Source organism: Stenotrophomonas sp. YJH_SMC_138 (assembly GCF_059369855.1).
Map to the genome: position 1 here is coordinate 275,961 of NZ_JCAFTB010000004.1, position 19,526 is coordinate 295,486.

Consider the following 19,526-nt stretch of genomic DNA (forward strand, 5'->3'; position numbering starts at 1 on the left):
AAGTGCCCGGCGGGTGCAGGGGCGTTGCAGAACAGTCCCTGCCGAGCCGGCAGGGCAGTCTGTTCGGGGAGTGCCTGCGGCGCGGGACGCTGCAGGCGGAGGTGCGTTGCCTGCCCTGAGTCGAGCCAGGTTGTTGATTTGAAAGCAGAACGCCCGCCCTTTGGTGGGCGTTCTGCATTTCCGGCATCCGGTCCAGGGGTCAGATCCGTTTTCCTTTGGAAAACGGATCTGACCCCATGAGGCTCCGATTTGACGCACCGCGCAAGAATGCGCTAATGTACTAACGCGCTATTACATTGATGCATGGACCCGACCCCGTGAAAGCCCGCCCCGAGATTGCCGCCAAAGACCCGAAGGCCGACCTGGAAGCCCTGGCCCGGGCCTTTGCCGCGCTGCGCGAGCCGGAGCAGGTCGAGGCATTCCTGCGCGACCTGTGCACCCCGGCCGAGCTGGAGGCCATGGCCGACCGCTGGAAGGTGGTGCCGCTGCTGCAGCAGGGCGTGCCGTACCGCGAGATCCACGAGCGCACCGGCGTCAGCGTGACCACCACCGGACGGGTGGCACGCACGCTCGAGCATGGCCATCGAGGCTATGCCGCCGCCATCGACCGCCTTGCTTCGCGCTGATCCGCGCCCCGTTCCGAACTTCGAGACCTCCCCTATGAGTGCAACCCAGGCAGCGCCGGCACGAGACCGGCTGCGTATCGCCATCCAGAAGAGTGGCCGGCTGGCCGAGCCCGCCCGCAACCTGCTCAGCGCCTGTGGTCTGAGCTGGCGCGAAAGCCGCGACAAGCTGTTCTGCTACGGCGAATCGCTGCCGGTGGACCTGTTGCTGGTGCGCGACGACGACATCCCCGGCCTGATCGCCGATGGCGTCTGCGACCTCGGCATCGTCGGTCGCAATGAACTGGACGAGCAGGCCGCAGCACGTCGCCAGATCGGCCTGCCGGACGCCTACCAGGCGCTGCGCGGGCTGGGCTTCGGCCAGTGCCGGCTGATGCTGGCGGTGCCCGAGGAATGGCAGTGGCAGGGTCCGGCGCAGCTGGCCGGCACCCGCATCGCCACCAGCTACCCGGCCACCCTCAAGCAGTGGCTGGCGGAGCAGGGCGTGGACGCGCAGGTGGTCGAGCTGTCCGGGTCGGTGGAAATCGCCCCGCGCCTGGGTACCGCCGACCTGATCTGCGATCTGGTCTCCAGCGGCGCCACGCTGCGTGCCAACCAGTTGACCCCGGTACACAACCTGCTCGACAGCGAGGCGGTGCTGGCTGGTGCGATGCGCGTGCCGGATGACGCACGTGCATCGCTGCGCGCGATGCTGCTGCGCCGCCTCGACGGCGTGGTGCAGCGCCAGGACCGCAAGCTGCTGATGTTCCGTGCCAGCGAAGATCGCGTCGACGCGCTGGCGCAGCTGCTGGCCGATGCCGAGCCGCTGGTGCGGCTGCCGGCCGATGGTGGCGCGCTGCGCCTGCAGACCATGTGCCCCGGCCCGCTGAGCTGGCAGCGCATGGAAGAACTCGAGCGCGCGGGCGCGCAGGGCCTGATGGTACTGAGCGTGGAGCGATCGCTGGCATGAACCGTCTGATCTGGTCCCGACTTGATGAGGCCGCGCGCAGCGCGGCATTGACCCGCCCGGTGCAGGCCGTGGCGCAGCAGACCCGCGATGCCGTAGCGGCCCTGATCGCGCAGGTGCGTGCACAGGGCGACGATGCGCTGCGTGCGATTACGGCGCGTTTCGATGGCGTCGAGCTGGCCTCGTTTGAAGTTTCCGAAGCCGAATTCGCCGCTGCCGAAGCCGCCGTGCCCGCCGAACTGCGACAGGCGATGGTGGACGCCGCCGAACGCATTGCGCGCTTCCACGCCGCTGGCATGGGCAAAGGCTATGCAGTTGAAACCGCGCCGGGCGTGGTCTGCGAACGCATGCTGCGGCCGATCGGCCGGGTGGGCCTGTACGTACCGGCTGGCAGCGCGCCGTTGCCGTCCACCGCGTTGATGCTGGGCGTTCCGGCGCAGCTGGCCGGTTGCCCGCAGGTGGTGCTGTGCACCCCGCCGCGCGCCGACGGCAGTGCCGATCCGGCAGTGCTGGTAGCCGCCCGCCTGACCGGCGTGCAGCGCGTGTTCAAGCTGGGCGGCGCGCAGGCGATCGCGGCGATGGCCTATGGCACGGCCAGCATTCCGGCCTGCGACAAGCTGTTCGGGCCGGGCAACAGCTTCGTTACCGAAGCCAAGCAGCAGGTCGCACAGGACGGCGCCGCCGCCATCGACATGCCTGCCGGTCCTTCGGAGGTGCTGGTGATTGCCGATGCTGGCGCCAATCCGGCGTTCGTCGCCGCCGACCTGCTGTCGCAGGCCGAGCACGGTCCGGATTCGCAGGTGCTGCTGCTGACCGACGACGCCGTGATGCTGGCGGCGGTCGAAGCCGAGGTTGAGCGCCAGGTGGCCCTGCTGCCGCGCCAGCAGATCGCGCGCCAGGCACTGTCGGCATCGCGGCTGGTGCAGGTTGATGCGCTGGACGAGGCATTCGCGATCAGCAACCGCTATGCACCAGAGCACCTGATCCTGGCCCTGCGTGATCCGCGCGCATGGCTGGACAAGGTGCAGGCGGCCGGCTCGGTGTTCCTGGGCGATTACACCCCCGAAGCACTGGGTGACTACTGCAGCGGCACCAACCACGTATTGCCCACCGCCGGTGCCGCGCGTGCCTACAGCGGCGTGAGCGTTGCCAGCTTCCAGAACCTGATCAGCGTGCAGAGCGCCAGCGCCGCCGGCCTGGCCGCGATCGGCGGCTGCGCGCGCATCATCGCTCGTGCCGAAGGCCTGGATGCGCACGAGCGTGCCGTTGCGTTGCGCATGGAGGTGGCGGCATGAGCGCGGCGATCGATGAGGTGCTGGCACTGGTGCGCCCGGACCTGCAGGCCTTCGCCGGCTACAGCTCGGCACGCAGCGCGGCGGTGCAGGGCGAGGTCTGGTTGAATGCCAATGAGTCGGCCTGGGCCAATGCGGCCGATCCCGCAGGCAGCAGCCGGCGCTATCCGGAGCCGCAGCCGCTCGCGCTGCGCGAGGGACTGGCGGCGCTGTACGGCGTGACGCCACAGCAGCTGCTGATCGGTCGCGGCAGCGACGAAGCCATTGATCTGCTGGTGCGCGCGCTGTGCGTGCCGGGTCGCGATGGCGTGCTGGTCACGCCGCCGGTGTTTGGCATGTACGCCGTCTGCGCACGCCTGCAGGGTGCCGCCTTGATTGAAGTGCCGCTGGTGGACAGCGAGGATGGACTGCGCACCGATCTGGATGCGGTGATCGACGCGGCCAAGGCGCAGGGTGCCAAGCTGGTGTTCCTGTGTGCGCCGTCGAACCCGGCCGGCAGTGACATCGCCCTGGATGAGGTCGAGCGCGTGGCGGTTGCGCTGCGCGGGCAGGCGCTGGTCGTGGTGGACGAGGCCTATGTCGAGTATGCACAACGGCCGTCGGCGACCACGTTGCTGGCCGCGCACGCCAATCTGGCGGTGCTGCGCACGCTGTCGAAGGCGCACGCGCTCGCGGCCGCCCGCGTTGGCACGCTGATCGCTGCCCCGGAGCTGATTGCCCTGCTGCGTCGCTGCCAGGCGCCGTACCCGGTACCGACGCCGTGCGCGGAACTGGCCGTGCAGGCACTGCAGCCGGCCGCGCTGGCGCGCACCGCCGAGCGCGTGACCACGGTGATCGCCGAGCGCGAGCGCCTGCGTGCAGCCCTGGTCGGCCTGCCCGGCGTGTGCCGGGTGTATGCCTCGGCCGGCAACTACCTGCTGGTCCGCTTCGCCGATCCCCAGTCCGCGTTCGATACGCTGCTGGCTGCGGGCGTGGTGGTGCGCGACCAGCGCGCTGCGCCGCAGCTGGGTGATGCGCTGCGCATCAGCATCGGCAGCCCCGAAGAGAATGACCGCGTGCTTGCGGCCCTGTCGGCGCGGAGGGCCGCAGCATGACCCCGATCCTGTTCATTGACCGCGACGGTACCCTCATCGAGGAGCCGTCCGACTTCCAGATCGACGCCTACGAAAAGCTGCGCTTCGTGCCGCAGGTGATCCCGGCGCTGCTGAAGCTGCGTGATGCCGGCTACCAGTTCGTGATCGTCACCAACCAGGACGGCCTCGGCAGCGACAGCTACCCGCGCGCCAGCTTCGATGGCCCCAACGACCTGATGCTGCAGATCTTCGAGAGCCAGGGCATCACCTTCCGTGACGTGCTGATCGATTCCAGCTGGCCGCAGGACAATGCGCCGACCCGCAAGCCGGGCATCGGCCTGATGACCGCCTACCTGCAGGACCGCAGCATCGACTGGGCACGCTCGGGCATGGTCGGTGACCGGATCACCGACCTGCAGTTTGCCGCCAACCTCAACATCCGTGGTTTCCAGCTGCGCACCGCGCAGTTTGGTGGGGAGTGGGACTGGCCGGGCATCGCCCATGCGCTGGCCGACGCGCCGCGCACCGCCGTTGTCCAGCGCAACACCAAAGAAACGAAGATCCGCGTTGAGCTGGACCTGGACCGCGCGGGCGATGCACGCATTGCCACCGGCCTGCCGTTCTTCGACCACATGCTGGAGCAGATCGGCAAGCACGGCGGCTTCGCGCTGGACATCCAGGCCGAGGGTGACCTGCACATCGACGAGCACCACACCATCGAGGACACCGGGCTGGCCCTGGGCCAGGCCCTGCGCGAGGCGTTGGGCGACAAGCGCGGCATTGGCCGTTACGGCTTCACCCTGCCCATGGACGAGACCCTGGCCAGCGCTGCGCTGGACTTCAGCGGCCGTCCCTATTTCGTGTTCGAGGGCGAGTTCAAGCGCGAGCGCGTGGGCGATATGCCGACCGAGCTGGTGCCACACTTCTTCCGTTCGCTGTGCGATGCCAGCGGTTTGAACCTCAACCTGCAGGTGCGCGGCGACAACGATCACCACAAGGTGGAGGCCTGCTTCAAGGCGCTGGCGCGCGCGCTGCGTCCGGCGCTGGCCCGGCAGGGCACGGCACTGCCGAGTACCAAGGGGGCGTTGTGAGCGATGTTGCGCTGATCGATGCCGGTGGCGCCAACCTGGGCTCGGTGCGCTACGCACTGGAGCGCCTGGGCGCGACGGTGCGGCTGGTGCGCGATGCGGACGGCCTGGTTGGTGCGCGGCGGGTGATCCTGCCCGGCGTCGGCGCCGCCGGTCCCGGCATGCAGCGCCTGCACGCTCAGGGCCTGGTGGAACCGCTGCAGCGACTGGAGGTGCCGTTGATGGGCATCTGCCTTGGCATGCAGCTGCTGTTCGAACGCTCCGAGGAAGCGGGCGCAGAGACACTGGGACTGATTCCGGGCGTGGTACGCAAGCTGGTGCCGGCCTGTGGCATCCGCGTGCCGCACATGGGCTGGAACCGCCTGCTGCCGCTGCGCGAATCGCTGTTGCTGCAGGGCGTGCCGGAACGCGCCAGCGCCTACTTCGTGCACAGCTATGCGGCGCCGCTCAATACCCACACCGTCGCTGCCTGCGACCACGGTGGCCTGTTCACCGCCGTGGTGGAGCAGGGGCGCTACTACGGCGCACAGTTCCATCCCGAGCGCTCCGGCGAGACCGGCTCGCTGATGCTGCGCAACTTCCTCGAGGGCACTGCTGCATGAGTTTCATCGTCTACCCCGCGCTGGATATCCGCGACGGCCGCGTGGTGCGGCTGCGCCAGGGCGACTACGCGCAGGAAACCTCCTATGGGGATGACCCTCTGCCGCGCGCGCAGGCCTTCGCCGCGCAGGGCGCGCAGTGGATGCATCTGGTCGACCTGGATGCCGCACGGGCCGGTGGCTACACGCTGGCGCCGCTGTTGGCATCCATTCGTGCGCAGACCCCGCTGCAGGTGCAGACCGGCGGTGGCGTGCGCGGCCGCGACGATGTGGCGCGCATCCTCGACGCTGGCGCCGGCCGCGTGGTGGTGGGTTCGCTGGCGGTGCGTCGTCCCGATGAAGTGGTCGGCTGGCTGGAGGAATTCGGCGCCGATCGCATCACGATTGCGCTGGACGCGCGCCAGGACGCCCAGGGGCAATGGCAGCTGCCGGTGCACGGATGGACCGAGAACGCCGGGGTGACCCTGGATGACCTGGCCCGGCGCTACGCGCGCGCCGGCATGCGCCATCTGCTGTGCACCGACATCGCCCGCGACGGCATGCTGGCCGGGCCCAACATCAGCCTCTACCAGCACCTGTCGGCGCTGTTGCCGGGTGTGGCGGTGCAGGCGTCCGGTGGCATCCGTGACGTGGCCGATGTGGCGGAGGCGCGTGCCGCCGGCTGCGGAGGTGCCATCCTCGGCAAGGCACTGCTGGAGCAGCGCATGGACCTGAGCGAGGCGTTGGCATGTTGAGCCGCCGCATCATTCCGTGCCTGGACGTGCGCGATGGCCGCGTGGTCAAGGGCGTGCGCTTCCGCGATCACGTCGACATGGGCGACATCGCCGAGTTGGCACAGCGCTATCGCGACCAGGGCGCGGACGAGCTGGTGTTCTATGACATCGGCGCCAGTCCCGAGGCACGGTCGGTTGACGTCGCCTGGATCGAGCGCATCGCGCGCCTGATCGACATTCCGTTCTGTGTGGCCGGTGGCATCGACAGCGTGGAAACCGCGCGCCGCGTGCTGTTCGCCGGTGCCGACAAGGTGTCGATCAATTCGCCGGCGCTGGGCCGGCCGGAGCTGATCACCGAGCTGGCGGACGAGTTCGGCGTGCAGTGCGTTGTGGTGGGGGTCGATTCGGTGCGCGAGGCCGACGGGCAATGGCGGGTGCGTCGTTTCAGCGGCGATCCGGACAAGACCCAGGCGGTGCCGCTGCGCACGCTCGACTGGATCGTCGAAGCGCAACGGCGTGGAGCCGGTGAGATCGTGCTGAACTGCATGGACAGCGACGGTGTGCGCCGTGGCTACGATGTCGTGCAGCTGCAGCAGGCGCGGGCGCTGTGCCAGGTGCCGCTGATTGCCTCCGGTGGTGCCGGAGCGATGGAGCACTTCGCCGACGCCTTCGACCAGGCCGACGTCGACGGTGCGTTGGCGGCCAGTGTGTTCCACAGCGGCGCCATCGCCATTCCAGAATTGAAGCGCTACCTGCGCGGACAGCAGATCGAGGTGCGGGATGTCTATTGAAGTGAGGCCATCGCTGGATGCGCTGCAGGCGCTGGACTGGGGCAAGGGCGACGGCCTGCTGCCGGCCGTGGTGCAGGATGCCGATACCCTGCAGGTGCTGATGCTGGGCTATGTCAGCGCCGAATCGCTGGCGGCTACGCTGGCCATCGGCCACATGACCTTTTTCAGTCGCAGCAAGCAGCGGTTGTGGACCAAGGGCGAGCAGTCCGGCAACGTGCTGGTGGTGCAGTCGATCCGTGTCGACTGCGACGCCGATACGCTGCTGGTGATGGCGCGCCCGGCCGGGCCGACCTGCCACACCGGTGCCGAGAGCTGTTTCGACCAGGCGCCGAAGGATTTCCTGGGTGGGCTGGGCCAGCTGGTGGCCATGCGTGACGCGCAGCGCCCTCCCGGCAGCTACACCACCAGCCTGTTTGAAGGCGGCATCCGCCGCATCGCGCAGAAGGTGGGTGAGGAGGGCGTGGAGACCGCATTGGCCGCCGTGGCGCAGGATGATGAGGCATTGCTGGGCGAGGCGTCGGACCTGCTGTACCACCTGCTGGTGCTGCTGCGCGCGCGCGGGCTGTCGCTGGATGATGCGCGCGCGGTACTGGAAAAACGCCATCGTTGAGGAAGGCGTACGGACCAACGGTCCGCACCCACCTCTGCAATGCAGCCGAGCATGGCTCGGCTCTACAATAGGTGGTCTTCTTCTTTCCCGGACCGCCCATGAAACTGCCTGCCGCCTGGCTGTGCTGCCTGTTGCTGACCTCGCCGGCCTGGGCCGCGGACACCGTGGTCAGCGGCAAGGTGTATCTGGAGCGTGACGGCAAACCCGGCCGCGGTGCGACCGATCCGGGCCTGGCCGGGATGCAGGTTTCCAACGGCGAGACCATCGTCAAGACTGCCGCTGACGGCAGCTACAGCCTGCCGGTGCGCGACGGCCAGACCGTATTCGTGATCAAGCCCGATGCCTACGCCTTCCCGAAGGCGGCGGACGGCCTGCCTTCGTTCTGGCGCCATTACCGCCCGAACGGCTCGCCGGCGCTGAAGTACGGCGGCATCGCCGCGACCAGCGACGTCACCCGCAACTGGGACTTCGCCCTGCAGTCGGATCGGCATGACAGCCGTCGTGGTTTCCAGATGCTGGTATTCACCGATTCGCAGACCGCCAGCCTGAAGGACATCGGCTACTACCAGCAGTCGATCGTGGCGCCACTGGTCGGCCAGACCAGGGCACGCATGGGCACCACCCTGGGCGACATCGTCAACGACGACCTGACCCTGTACCCGGCGATCAACAAGGTCACCACCGAACTCGGCGTGCCGTGGTTCCACGTGCCGGGCAACCATGACCTCGACTTCGATGCGGCCAGCGACGAACACTCACTGGACAGCTGGCGCAACATCTACGGCCCGGACACCTACGCGGTGGAAGAGGGCGGCGCCAGTTTCGTGTTCCTGGACGACGTGGTGTACGACCCCAAGGCCAGGCCGAAGTACATCGGCGGCCTGCGCGAAGACCAGTTCGCCTTCCTCGCCAGCTACCTGAAGGGCCTGCACAAGGACCGCCTGCTGGTGCTGGGCATGCACATCCCGCTGTTCGACGCGGCGCCGGGGCGCGAGACCTTCCGCCATGCTGACCGCCAGCGCCTGTTCGACCTGCTGAAGGACTTCCGCAACGTACTGGTGCTCAGCGGCCACAGCCACACCCAGCAGCACGTCTACCACGGCAAGGCCGAGGGCTGGAACGGCGACAAGCCACTGCACGAATACAACGTCGGTGCCAACTGCGGTGCGTTCTGGTCGGGCGTGAAGAATGCCGCTGGCGTGCCGGACAGCACCATGAGCGACGGCACGCCGAAGGGCTATGCATTGCTCGACGTGGCCGGCAACGGCAGCTATCGCCTGCAGTACCGCGTGGCCGGCAGGCCGGCCAGCGAGCAGATCGGCCTGCACGCGCCGAAGGTGCTGCGCCAGGGGGCCTACCCGGCGTGGGGTGTCTACGCCAACGTCTACATGGGCGAGGATCGGAGCGTGGTCGAGTACCGTGTCGATGGCGGCGCCTGGCAGCCGATGAAGCAGGTCAGCCAGCCCGACCCGCGCCTGATGGTGGAGAACGTGGCCGATGATCTGGCCAGCAGCCTGCGCGGCTACGACCGTTCGCCCGAGGCCACTGCGTCGCCGCACCTGTGGCGTGGCGCGCTGCCGACCGATCTTGCAGTGGGCAGCCATAAGGTCGAAGTACGCTCCACCCAGCCTGATGGCGCAGTGTTCACCGCCACCACCAGCTACAGCCTGCAGACTGCCCAGCCCTGACCCCCGCGCACCAGCGCTCCAGCGAAAGGACCCCGCATGGATATCCGCTTCATGGCCGGCACCACACCGGTGACCCTCAGCCGCCACTGGTTCACCGGCGCGATGCTGCTGCAGAGCGCCACCGAGAAGGTCTGGGTGCAGCACCCGCTGCATCCGGGCACCCACTTCTCGTTCTCGCTGGTACAGTCGTGGCTGCGCCACATCGCCGGCCACGAAGTGCTGGTCGAGCGCACCCGGCCGCTGTTGTTCGCCGGCTTCCGCCCACAGCGCCTGCGCGTGCTGGTGGATGGGGTGCAGGTGGCCGAACAGGAAGGCATGTAGGTTCACCTGAACCACCGGCGCGCTAGGCAAAGCCGCCCCGATGCCTGAGAATCGGGGCGATTCAATCGATCCAAGCAGGCCAGCGTGACCATCGCAGCAGCGTCAACGGTTTCCTCCGACTCCGCCCGCGGCGGTCTTCCGCGCCGTCTGGTCGTCGCCGATGTCGGCGGCACCTTTGCCCGGCTCGCGCTGGCGGAAACCCGACCCGGCCAGACGCCGCTGCTGGGCAGCCACCGTACCTATGCCTGTGCCGAGCATTCCAGCCTGGCCGCGATCCTGGCCGATTTCACCGCCGGCCTCGGCCACCCGGTGCAGACCGCGGTGGTCGCCATCGCTGGCCTGCTGGATGGCGATGTGCTGATCAACTCGAACCTGCCGTGGACGGTCTCGCTGTCGGCCACCCGCGCGCAGTCCGGGCTGCACGACCTGCAGCTGATCAATGATTTCGAAGCGGTGGCGTTGGCCATCCCCTACCTGCAGCCGGAAGCCCTGGTGCCACTGAACGGTGACGCCGATCCGGCGAAGGCCTTCCCGGCGCTGGTGCTGGGCGCGGGTACCGGGCTGGGCGCCGCGCTGCGTTTCGCTGATGGCGAGCGTCCGGTGCTGGCCAGCGAGATCGGTCATGCCGCGCTGGGCGCCGGCAACGCGCTGGAACTGCAGGTGCTGGGCCGCCTGCTGCAGCGTTGGCCGCACGTGGACAACGAACGCGTGCTGTCCGGCAGCGGCCTGATGAACCTGTATCCGTGCCTGTGCGAACTGCGCGGCGTCACTCCGGTGTGGAACAGTACGGAGGCGCTGATCGGCGCCGCGCGTGGCGGTGAGGATGCACTGGCGGTGGAAACGTTGCAGGTCTTCTGTGCGTGGCTGGGCAGCCTGGCCGGCGACGCGGCGATCGCCGTCGGCGCGCGCTCGGTGTACCTGGCCGGTGGCATTTCCGCGCATGTGCAGGATTTCCTGGCCGATGGCCGCTTCCGTGAGCGCTTCCTCAACAAGGGCGTGCTGACCGAGGTGCTGCGCCAGGTGCCGGTGTGGCGCGTGGAGCATGGCCAGCTGGGCGTGCTCGGCGCAGCGGTCTGGCACGCCGCACGGCAGCCCACGCACGACTGATCGGCAGGGTTGGCATCGGGCCGGCCGTGCATTGCAGACTGGGAGGGGAAAATGGTGGATCGCAGGCAGTTCCTGCAGGCCGGTGCACTGGCCGCAGGCATGGCGGCATTGCCGGGCGTGCAGGCGCGCACGCAGGGTGGGGCCCGGGTGGTCTCCACCTGGGACTTCGGCGTACCGGCCAACCAGGCCGCATGGAAGGTGCTGGCGCAGGGTGGCAGCGCGCTGGATGCGGTGGAGGCGGGCGCACGCTGGGCCGAGAGCGAGCTGTGCAACCCTACCGTTGGCCATTGCGGCAATCCGGATCGCGACGGCGTGCTGAGCCTGGATGCGAGCATCATGGACGGCGATGGCCGTTGTGGTGCAGTGGCCGCGCTGGTGGACATCCTGCATCCGGTGTCGGTGGCCCGCAAAGTGATGGAGAACAGCCCGCATGTGCTGCTGGTCGGCGAGGGCGCGCAGCAGTTCGCGGTGCAGCAGGGATTCGAGCGCAAGCATCTGCTGACGCCGCAGGCCGAAGCGGCCTGGCGCGAGTGGCTGAAGACCGAGAAGTACCAGCCGCAGATCAATGCCGAGCGCCGTGGCATTCCCGGCAACAGCGACAACCACGACACCATCGGCATGCTGGCACTGGATGCCAAGGGCCAGCTGGCCGGTGCCTGCACCACCAGCGGCATGGCGTGGAAACTGCACGGTCGCGTTGGCGACAGTCCGATCATCGGCGCCGGCCTGTACGTCGACAACGACGTCGGCGCGGCCACTGCTTCGGGGGTGGGTGAAGAGATGATCCGCAACGCGGCTTCGTTCCTGGTGGTCGAGCTGATGCGCCAGGGGCGTTCACCGGCGCAGGCCTGCCGTGAAGCCATCGACCGCGTGGTGCGCAAGCGCCCGGAAGCGAGCAGAACGTTGCAGGTGTGCTTCCTGGCCATGAACAAGCAGGGCGAGGTCGGCGCCTATGCGCTGCATCGTGGCTTCGTCTATGCGGTGTGCGATGCGCAGCGCCAGGATGACCTGCGTGACTCGCCGTCGATCTACACGAGCACCCAGGCGTGAGTACGCGGCTGACCCTGGAGATCGCCAGCAACTCGCTGGCCTCGGCGCTGGCCGCGCAGGCTGGCGGCGCCGACCGCATCGAACTGTTCGACAATCTGGCCGAGGGCGGCACCACGCCGTCGTTCGCCAGCATCGCGATGGCCCGCGAGCGCCTGTCGATTCCGCTGTTCGTGCTGGTGCGGCCACGCCCGGGCGACTTCCACTACGACGCGCTGGAAACCGAACTGATGCTGCGTGACATCGCGCAGTGCCGCGCGCTGGGTTGCGATGGCGTGGTGATCGGCGCGCTGGACGTGCAGGGCGGCATCGACCTGGCGCTGTGCCGGGAACTGGTGCAGGCCGCCGGGCCGTTGCAGGTGACCTTCCATCGCGCCTTCGACGCCGCCCGCGATCTGCCGGCGGCGCTGGAGCAGGTGATCGGGCTGGGCTGCCAGCGCGTGCTGACCTCGGGCGGGCAGGCCAGCGCCGAGGCCGGTGCCGATGTGCTGGCGGGCCTGGTCACCCAGGCGGCGGGGCGCATCACGGTGATGGCTGGCGCCGGATTGGCCCCGGGCAACATCGCAACCGTCGCGCGGCAGACCGGCTGTACCGAACTGCACGCCTCCGCAAAAGGCCTGCGCCGCTCGGCGATGCAGTTCCAGAACCCGGCGCTGCGCGGTCTGGACCCGGACTGGAGCCAGACCGCCACCGCTACCGTGGCCGCGCTGCGGCAGGCGCTGGACGGCTGATCGAATCCGTCGGGCATGGCCCGGGGTCAGATCCCTTCTGCGAAGGGATCTGACCCCTGTCGCAACCCCGGCCGCAGGCACGCGACGGACAAAACCGTTCCGCGCGCGATTGTCGTGATCATGTCACTACTTCGTGCGCCGTTCTGTCAGCGATGCGTCGCAACTCTTTGATTGTTCTGGACACCGGCAGCCGATAGCGGCATCTCGCCGGCTGTTGCTGCGTTGCCGCATGCCGGGCGTGGTTCAGCTGTGCTTTAGTTTGGATCGATCCACAGGGGAGGTGCCATATCGGTCGTGAACCGATCCAAGCGCCTGGATCCGTCGTAGTGCCGCGCCACCGTCCGCCCGTGCGTCCACATCTTCGAAGAGCAACCACCCATGGCTCAGATCGTCCACAAGCGTCGCCACCTGCTGTCCCAGGCCCTGATCCTGGCCCTGTTGCCGCTGGCGGCCAGCGCGCAGGAAGCTGCCAGTTCGTCCACCAAGGATCTGGACGCGGTCACCGTCACCGGCTCGCGCATCAAGCGCGCCAGCGTCGAGGGCCCGGCGCCGGTCAACGTGATCACCGCCGCGCAGATCCAGAAGGAAGGCTTTGTCAGCGTGTACGACGCGCTGAAGACCCTCACCGAGGCCACAGGCACCGTTGAAGCCGCATCGCAATGGGGCTCGCATACGCCCAATGCCAGCGGCCTGAACCTGCGCGGGATGGGCCCGAACCGCTCGCTGCTGCTGGTCAATGGCCGTCGTGTAGCGGATTACCCGCTGCCCTACGGTGGCGAAACCAACTTCTCCAACTACGGCAACATTCCGGCCGCGGCGGTGGAGCGCATTGAAGTGCTGACCGGTGGCGCCTCGGCCATCTACGGTTCGGATGCGATCGCCGGCGTGGTCAACGTCATCCTCAAAACCAACTACGACGGCGACGAAGTGCGCGTGCGCGGCGGCACTTCCAGCGAAGGCGGACGTGATACCTGGGATCTGTCCTGGGCCGGTGGCAAGACCGGCGACAACTGGAGCGTGACCTACGCGCTGCAGTACACCAAGCGCGACCCGCTGTTCGGGCGTGATCGCCCGCAGATGGACGATGCCGACGATGCGCCGTACCCGTCCTGGAACATGGAACAACGCAAGGTCGGCTTCCGTCCCACCGCCGGTCTGGCGCTGATCGATCCGACCACGGGCCAGCGCCTGGCGCCGCCCACCGGCACCTGCGAAAAATTCGACGGCGAGTACTACACCGCCGATCGATTGGTCTACAACTACGCCGCCAACCGCATCACCAACACCGGCCGCCTGTGCGGCATGAGCGCCGACTACGCCAACTGGCTGCTTACCGGCGGCGCCGAGAACGTGTCCGGAAACCTGTACGCCACCTTCGATTTCAGCAATGACCTGCAGGCCTGGACCAACCTGGCGGTGTATCGCTCCGAAGCGATCTGGGGCACCAATCCGCCCGGCGTGTCGCTGATCGACGATGACAACGGCTATTACTGGGATGCCAACCGCAACCGGCCGATCCTGGGCGTGCGCCAGTTCACCCCGAACGAAGTCGGGGGCCTGGATACGCTGCGCAACACCAACCGCGAACTGTCCTGGGACTGGAGCGCGGGCCTGCGCGGGCGCCTGGCCGACCGTTTTGACTGGAGTGCCACGGTGGGGCGTTCCTATTACCGCGTGGAAGAACGGCAGAACGTGGTCGACAAGCAGAAGTCGTATGACTACTTCCTTGGCCCGCGCCTGGGCACCACCGCCGATGGCGAGGCGATCTATGCGTTGAACGAATCGCGCTGGTGGAACCCGCTGACGCCGGACCAGTACTGGCAGATGGGGACCGTGGCGAAGAACCGCGCGGCGTCATGGGTCAACCAGGCGTCGGCGGATATCACCGGCGAGCTGTTCCAGGGCTGGGCCGGCCCGATTTCGTTTGCGGCGGTGGCTGAAGTCGCGCAGCAGGGCTATCACCTCAGTCCGGACCCGCGCGCTGGCATCGACTTCGACCTGCAGAATGTCGATCGCGGCGGCGGCGAGCGTACCCGCTACTCGGCCGGCGTCGAGTTCAAGATCCCGCTGCTGGACAGCGTGACCGCCACTGCGGCCGCGCGCTACGACCGCTATGGCAACTACAAGGCCGATGACAGCAGCGAAGCGCTGGACATCGGCAGCCAGAAGGAAACCACCTGGAACGTCGGCCTGGAATGGCGCCCGGTCGAATCGCTGCTGGTGCGTGGCTCGTACGCCACCAGCTTCCATGCGCCGGACATGCATTACCTGCTGGGCCAGCCGAGCAGTTCGGAAGTGCAGACCTATGACCGCCTGCGCTGCATCCAGAGCGGCGCGTACCTGGTCAACAACTGTGGCGTGGGCAACACCGACGTCTGGTACACGTTCGACGTGAACCGGCGTGGGACGCCGCTGCTGCGCTCGGAGACCGGTGATTCGTGGACGGTCGGCTTCGTCTGGGACGTGCTGCCGAACCTGTCGGTCAGTGCCGACTACTGGGCGATCAAGCTGGAAGACATGATCGTCGACGTCGGCGCCGATGAGGTGCTGGCCAGCGAGGCCGGCTGCCTGACCGGCAAGAACATGGACGGTACGCCATGGGCCAACCCGGCCGGTGGCGAGTACTGCGCCGGCATCCTGGCCCGCGTGAACCGTGACAGCAACGGTCGCCTGGTATCGATCGAGCGCGGCCCGTTCAACCTGGCCAGCCGCGAGGTGCGCGGCATCGACCTGACCGCGCGCTATCGACTGGAAACCGCGCAGTGGGGCAGCTTCCAGCTGGGCGTGAACTACACCAACCAGATCTCGACCAAGGAGCAACGCTACGCCGCCGACCCGAATCCGGAACGCCGCGATCGCGACCTGCGCAGCAAGCTGCGCGCGAGCCTGGCCTGGCAGCGCGGCAACTGGAACGCCAATGTCTATGCCGACCGCATCGGTTCGGTGCCGGGCGTGCGCTACCACTGGGGTACCGACCGCCTGGACAACCCTGGTGGCTGCCTGCCGTTCGCCGATGGCTACGTGCCCAGTGACAGCCCGTCGCTGAACTGCCTGGAGCCGGCACGGCTGCCGGATGGTTCGGTGAACCCGAACCCCAACGCCGGGCAGCAGACGGCGCGCTACTACGGTCGAGTGGGGCCGTTCATCACCTGGAACTTCAACGTGGGCTACCAGGTGACCGAACACGCGAAGGTAAACGTGTACGTCAACAACGCCTTCAACGCCGCCAGCTGGAACCACAAGGACCCGTACAAGCTGGATTACGACTTCGCTCCGACCCGCCTGCTGGGCGCGGTCGGCCGCGAGTTCGCGTTGGAGTATGTGTTCACCTTCTGAGGTGACCTGCCTCCGCCGGTAGGTCCACGCCATGCGTGGATATGGACACCCGGGTGCCCATTCAGGAAATGCGGACAGGCTGGATTTGACCTTCCCACGATGGCAAGGTTTAGCCTGTCCGCATCCAGAAGGAGCCCCGGGAATCCGATCATGAGCACGCCCCGCGCCACTGCAGCCCCCGCAAGCCCTGCCACCATCAGCCTGCCCATCGAGGGCATGACCTGTGCCAGCTGTGTCGGCCGGGTCGAGGCGGCGCTGTCCAGGGTCGAAGGCGTGGGCAGTGTTTCGGTCAATCTGGCCACCGAGCGCGCGGATATCCGCCCGTCCGGTCCGGTCGATCGGGCCGCGTTGATCCAGGCGGTGGAGCGGGTGGGCTACGACGTGCCCGCTGCCACCACCGAGCTGTCGGTCGAGGGCATGACCTGTGCGTCCTGCGTGGGCCGAGTCGAACGTGCGCTGTTGGCCGTGCCCGGCGTCAGCCAGGCCAGCGTGAACCTGGCCACGGAGCGCGCCACGGTGCGTGGCATGGCGGAAGTTGCAGCGCTGGTCGCCGCGATCGACAAGGCCGGCTATGACGCACGCGTGATTGAAGCCGGCGTGCAGTCCGATGACGAGGCCGCGGAAAAGAAGGATGCCGAGCGCGCCGAACTGAAGCGCGACCTGATCGTGGCGTCCGCGCTGGCGCTGCCGGTGTTCGTGCTGGAGATGGGGTCGCACCTGATCCCCGGCATGCACGAATGGGTGATGTCCACCATCGGCATGCAGGCCAGCTGGTACCTGCAGTTCGTGCTGACCGCGCTGGTGCTCGCCATCCCGGGCCGCCGCTTCTACCAGAAGGGCATCCCCGCGCTGCTGCGGCTGGCGCCGGACATGAATTCGCTGGTGGCGGTGGGCACTGCCGCAGCGTTTGGCTACTCGGTGGTGGCCACGTTCCTGCCGACGCTGTTGCCGGCGGGCACGGTGAACGTCTACTACGAAGCAGCGGCGGTGATCGTTGCGCTGATCCTGCTCGGCCGCTTCCTTGAGGCCCGGGCCAAGGGCCGCACCTCCGAGGCGATCAAGCGACTGGTCAATCTGCAGGCGAAGGTTGCCCACGTGGTCCGTGACGGCCGGACGGTGGATGTCCCGGTCAATGAAGTGCTGAGCGGCGACGTGGTGGAAGTGCGCCCGGGCGAGCGCGTGCCGGTCGACGGCGAGGTGGTCGAGGGCCGCAGCTACATCGACGAGTCGATGATCAGCGGCGAGCCGATCCCGGTCGAGAAGCAGCCGGGCAGCAGCGTGGTGGGCGGTACGGTCAACCAGAAGGGCGCACTGACGGTACGTGCCACGGCGGTGGGCGCGCAGACCATGCTGGCGCAGATCATCCGCATGGTCGAACAGGCGCAGGGCTCGAAGCTGCCGATCCAGGCGGTGGTCGACAAGGTCACCCTGTGGTTCGTGCCGGCGGTGATGCTGGCCGCGCTGGCGACCTTCGCAGTCTGGCTGATCTTCGGGCCCTCGCCAGCGCTGAGCTTCGCGCTGGTCAATGCGGTGGCGGTGCTGATCATTGCCTGCCCGTGCGCGATGGGGTTGGCGACGCCGACCTCGATCATGGTCGGGACCGGCCGTGGCGCCGAGATGGGTGTGCTGTTCCGCAAGGGTGAAGCGCTCCAGTTGTTGAAGGATGCACAGGTGGTGGCGGTGGACAAGACCGGCACGCTGACCGAAGGGCGCCCGCGCCTGACCGATCTGGAGATTGCTGCCGGCTTCGATCACAACACGGTGCTGGCGGCAGTTGCCGCAACGGAGTCGCGCTCGGAGCATCCCATCGCCCGCGCGATTGTTGATGCCGCGACCGGCCAGGGCATCGCGTTGCCGGGCATGGTCGACTTCGAATCGGTCACCGGCATGGGCGTGCGGGCCAGTGTCGAGGGTGCACGCGTGGAGGTCGGTGCCGATCGCTTCATGCGCGACCTGGGCGTGGACATCACTGTGTTTGCGACGCTGGCGGCAGAGCTGGGCATCCAGGGCAAGTCGCCGCTGTATGCCGCCATCGACGGCCGCCTGGCCGCAATCATCGCGGTATCCGATCCGATCAAGCCGAGCACGCCGGCCGCAATCGCGGCACTGCATCAGCTTGGCCTTAAAGTGGCGATGATCACCGGTGACAACGCTGGTACCGCGCAGGCGATCGCGCGCCAGCTCGGCATCGACGACGTGGTGGCCGAGGTGCTGCCGGAAGGCAAGGTCGAGGCGGTGCGCCGCTTGAAGGCCACACATGGCCATGTCGCCTTCGTCGGCGACGGCATCAACGATGCGCCGGCGCTGGCCGAGGCCGATGTCGGCCTGGCCATCGGCACCGGCACCGATATCGCGGTCGAGTCGGCCGATGTCGTGCTGATGTCGGGCAACCTGCAGGGCGTGCCGAATGCCATTGCACTATCGAAGGCGACGCTGGGCAACATCCGCCAGAACCTGTTCTGGGCCTTCGCTTACAACACCGCATTGATTCCGGTGGCGGCCGGCGTGCTGTATCCGACCTGGGGCGTGCTGCTCTCGCCGGTGTTCGCGGCCGGTGCGATGGCACTGTCCAGCGTGTTCGTGCTGGGCAACGCGCTGCGCCTGCGCCGCTTCCAGCCGCCGATGGCGGACGCCCCCGCCGCGATCCATTGAGGGAGAACCGCATGAATATCGGTGAAGCCGCCAAGGCCTCCAGCGTGTCGGCGAAAATGATCCGCTACTACGAACAGATCGGCCTGATTCCTGCGGCTGATCGCACCGAGTCGGGCTACCGGGCGTACTCGCAGGCGGACATCCACCGCCTGCGCTTCATCCGCCGCGCGCGCGATCTCGGCTTCCAGGTTGCCGAGATCACCGATCTGCTGGGCCTGTGGAACGACACCTCGCGGCACAGCGCCGACGTCAAGCACCTGGCCGAACAGCACATTGCCGACCTGGAGCAACGCATCGAGCACATGCGGCAGATGGCCGACACGTTGAAGTCGCTGATCAGCTGCTGCGCGGGTGACGAGCGCCCGGAATGCCCGATCCTGGAGCGGTTGGGCGAAGACCATGATGCCCCGGTGCCGGTCGTCGCCGCCAAGACCGGCGCGGTGCGGCGACGCGCACAGAAGCAATGAATCGATATCGCGTGCACTGAAAAGCCCGCCCTGTGACAGTGCACGGGGCGGGCTTGGTTCTGGATGCAGTTCAGGGAATCAGGCAGTGCGAGGCGGGAAGCCGGCATCGTTCACCGCGGCGAACACCTGTTCCTGCGACGCGGTGGTCTGCACCTTGACCAGCCCGGTCGGCGGATCGGCCACCACGCTGGCGTTCGGATCGATCTGCTGGATCGCACGGGTCACGCTGCGCGCACAGCCGCCGCAGGTCATGCCGTCGACATGGAATTCCATCTGTAGCTCCTTCGCTGCTCTTGGGATGGGACCAGTGTGCACCTTCCAACGATGGCAGGGTCAAGCGTCGGGCTGAACGACGAACAAGGCGCGGACAAAAAAACGGCAGCCACCTGTACCAGCGCGGCTGCCGTGGAGGAACGTCCCCGCCAGGGCAGGGCATGGGTTG

The 19,526-nt window shown here is 67.9% G+C and carries 18 protein-coding genes; 17 read left to right on the top strand and 1 reads right to left on the bottom strand.

The genetic code is table 11. The annotated features are described in order from the left end of the window. Positions 1-317 precede the first annotated feature (317 nt). From AC5P7I_RS11620 to cueR, 17 genes are all read left to right on the top strand, one after another. The gene (locus AC5P7I_RS11620; RefSeq protein ID WP_005416326.1) at positions 318-626 is read left to right on the top strand and encodes a YerC/YecD family TrpR-related protein; all 309 of its coding nucleotides are present in this window, start codon (positions 318-320) and stop codon (positions 624-626) included. A 34-nt stretch (positions 627-660) separates the two neighbouring features. After that, complete coding sequence (gene hisG / locus AC5P7I_RS11625) at positions 661-1,572, top strand: ATP phosphoribosyltransferase (protein WP_262087464.1); 912 nt, start codon at positions 661-663, stop codon at positions 1,570-1,572. Further along, positions 1,569-2,864 (top strand): histidinol dehydrogenase, encoded by a 1,296-nt coding sequence (gene hisD, locus AC5P7I_RS11630; RefSeq protein WP_032957995.1) that lies wholly within the window; start codon positions 1,569-1,571, stop codon positions 2,862-2,864. The genes hisG and hisD overlap by 4 nt, the downstream gene beginning before the upstream one ends. Continuing rightward, positions 2,861-3,955: a histidinol-phosphate transaminase gene (gene hisC / locus AC5P7I_RS11635; RefSeq protein WP_049440829.1), complete on the top strand. Its 1,095-nt coding sequence runs from the start codon at positions 2,861-2,863 to the stop codon at positions 3,953-3,955. The genes hisD and hisC overlap by 4 nt, the downstream gene beginning before the upstream one ends. After that, a complete protein-coding gene (gene hisB / locus AC5P7I_RS11640) occupies positions 3,952-5,025 on the top strand; it encodes a bifunctional histidinol-phosphatase/imidazoleglycerol-phosphate dehydratase HisB (RefSeq protein WP_014646950.1) in 1,074 nt (357 codons plus the stop codon). Before hisC ends, hisB begins: the two co-directional genes overlap by 4 nt. Next, positions 5,022-5,624 carry an imidazole glycerol phosphate synthase subunit HisH gene (gene hisH / locus AC5P7I_RS11645; RefSeq protein WP_262087468.1) on the top strand — a complete coding sequence of 201 codons (603 nt, stop codon included), beginning with the start codon at positions 5,022-5,024 and terminating at the stop codon, positions 5,622-5,624. The genes hisB and hisH overlap by 4 nt, the downstream gene beginning before the upstream one ends. After that, the gene (hisA, locus tag AC5P7I_RS11650; protein ID WP_014646952.1) at positions 5,621-6,355 is read left to right on the top strand and encodes a 1-(5-phosphoribosyl)-5-[(5-phosphoribosylamino)methylideneamino]imidazole-4-carboxamide isomerase; all 735 of its coding nucleotides are present in this window, start codon (positions 5,621-5,623) and stop codon (positions 6,353-6,355) included. Before hisH ends, hisA begins: the two co-directional genes overlap by 4 nt. Further along, on the top strand, positions 6,349-7,125 hold the full coding sequence (gene hisF / locus AC5P7I_RS11655) for an imidazole glycerol phosphate synthase subunit HisF (RefSeq protein ID WP_014646953.1): 777 nt from the start codon (positions 6,349-6,351) through the stop codon (positions 7,123-7,125). Before hisA ends, hisF begins: the two co-directional genes overlap by 7 nt. After that, positions 7,115-7,735 (top strand): bifunctional phosphoribosyl-AMP cyclohydrolase/phosphoribosyl-ATP diphosphatase HisIE, encoded by a 621-nt coding sequence (gene hisIE, locus AC5P7I_RS11660; RefSeq protein WP_014646954.1) that lies wholly within the window; start codon positions 7,115-7,117, stop codon positions 7,733-7,735. The genes hisF and hisIE overlap by 11 nt, the downstream gene beginning before the upstream one ends. Positions 7,736-7,833: 98 nt before the next feature. Then, entirely contained in the window at positions 7,834-9,423 is a 1,590-nt protein-coding gene (locus AC5P7I_RS11665; RefSeq protein WP_262087469.1) for a calcineurin-like phosphoesterase C-terminal domain-containing protein, read from the top strand. A gap of 36 nt (positions 9,424-9,459) precedes the next feature. Then, the gene (locus AC5P7I_RS11670) at positions 9,460-9,744 is read left to right on the top strand and encodes a hypothetical protein (protein ID WP_005409434.1); all 285 of its coding nucleotides are present in this window, start codon (positions 9,460-9,462) and stop codon (positions 9,742-9,744) included. A gap of 84 nt (positions 9,745-9,828) precedes the next feature. Further along, on the top strand, positions 9,829-10,851 hold the full coding sequence (locus AC5P7I_RS11675; RefSeq protein WP_075076817.1) for a glucokinase: 1,023 nt from the start codon (positions 9,829-9,831) through the stop codon (positions 10,849-10,851). Between the two features lie 51 nt (positions 10,852-10,902). After that, positions 10,903-11,901: a glycosylasparaginase gene (locus tag AC5P7I_RS11680; RefSeq protein WP_041863371.1), complete on the top strand. Its 999-nt coding sequence runs from the start codon at positions 10,903-10,905 to the stop codon at positions 11,899-11,901. Further along, the gene (locus AC5P7I_RS11685; RefSeq protein WP_164167546.1) at positions 11,898-12,629 is read left to right on the top strand and encodes a copper homeostasis protein CutC; all 732 of its coding nucleotides are present in this window, start codon (positions 11,898-11,900) and stop codon (positions 12,627-12,629) included. Before AC5P7I_RS11680 ends, AC5P7I_RS11685 begins: the two co-directional genes overlap by 4 nt. Positions 12,630-13,007: 378 nt before the next feature. Then, the gene (locus AC5P7I_RS11690) at positions 13,008-15,965 is read left to right on the top strand and encodes a TonB-dependent receptor plug domain-containing protein (RefSeq protein ID WP_227864047.1); all 2,958 of its coding nucleotides are present in this window, start codon (positions 13,008-13,010) and stop codon (positions 15,963-15,965) included. A gap of 150 nt (positions 15,966-16,115) precedes the next feature. Further along, on the top strand, positions 16,116-18,617 hold the full coding sequence (locus AC5P7I_RS11695) for a heavy metal translocating P-type ATPase (protein WP_262087475.1): 2,502 nt from the start codon (positions 16,116-16,118) through the stop codon (positions 18,615-18,617). An 11-nt stretch (positions 18,618-18,628) separates the two neighbouring features. Continuing rightward, complete coding sequence (gene cueR, locus AC5P7I_RS11700) at positions 18,629-19,084, top strand: Cu(I)-responsive transcriptional regulator (RefSeq protein WP_134808815.1); 456 nt, start codon at positions 18,629-18,631, stop codon at positions 19,082-19,084. Between the two features lie 78 nt (positions 19,085-19,162). Here cueR and AC5P7I_RS11705 read toward each other — a convergent pair whose 3' ends face one another. Continuing rightward, positions 19,163-19,357, bottom strand: coding sequence for a heavy-metal-associated domain-containing protein (locus AC5P7I_RS11705; protein ID WP_008267227.1), 195 nt, complete (start codon positions 19,355-19,357; stop codon positions 19,163-19,165). Positions 19,358-19,526: the final 169 nt, after the last annotated feature.

Bases quoted from the DNA above. Each gene is read 5' to 3' on its own strand.
- AC5P7I_RS11695 (WP_262087475.1), top strand. From the start codon at position 16,116: ATGAGCACGCCCCGCGCCACTGCAGCCCCCGCAAGCCCTGCCACCATC.
- hisB (WP_014646950.1), top strand. From the start codon at position 3,952: ATGACCCCGATCCTGTTCATTGACCGCGACGGTACCCTCATCGAGGAG.
- AC5P7I_RS11705 (WP_008267227.1), bottom strand. From the start codon at position 19,357: ATGGAATTCCATGTCGACGGCATGACCTGCGGCGGCTGTGCGCGCAGC.
- AC5P7I_RS11680 (WP_041863371.1), top strand. From the start codon at position 10,903: ATGGTGGATCGCAGGCAGTTCCTGCAGGCCGGTGCACTGGCCGCAGGC.
- hisIE (WP_014646954.1), top strand. From the start codon at position 7,115: ATGTCTATTGAAGTGAGGCCATCGCTGGATGCGCTGCAGGCGCTGGAC.
- hisD (WP_032957995.1), top strand. From the start codon at position 1,569: ATGAACCGTCTGATCTGGTCCCGACTTGATGAGGCCGCGCGCAGCGCG.
- hisF (WP_014646953.1), top strand. From the start codon at position 6,349: ATGTTGAGCCGCCGCATCATTCCGTGCCTGGACGTGCGCGATGGCCGC.
- hisA (WP_014646952.1), top strand. From the start codon at position 5,621: ATGAGTTTCATCGTCTACCCCGCGCTGGATATCCGCGACGGCCGCGTG.
- AC5P7I_RS11670 (WP_005409434.1), top strand. From the start codon at position 9,460: ATGGATATCCGCTTCATGGCCGGCACCACACCGGTGACCCTCAGCCGC.
- hisG (WP_262087464.1), top strand. From the start codon at position 661: ATGAGTGCAACCCAGGCAGCGCCGGCACGAGACCGGCTGCGTATCGCC.
- cueR (WP_134808815.1), top strand. From the start codon at position 18,629: ATGAATATCGGTGAAGCCGCCAAGGCCTCCAGCGTGTCGGCGAAAATG.
- AC5P7I_RS11665 (WP_262087469.1), top strand. From the start codon at position 7,834: ATGAAACTGCCTGCCGCCTGGCTGTGCTGCCTGTTGCTGACCTCGCCG.
- hisC (WP_049440829.1), top strand. From the start codon at position 2,861: ATGAGCGCGGCGATCGATGAGGTGCTGGCACTGGTGCGCCCGGACCTG.
- AC5P7I_RS11690 (WP_227864047.1), top strand. From the start codon at position 13,008: ATGGCTCAGATCGTCCACAAGCGTCGCCACCTGCTGTCCCAGGCCCTG.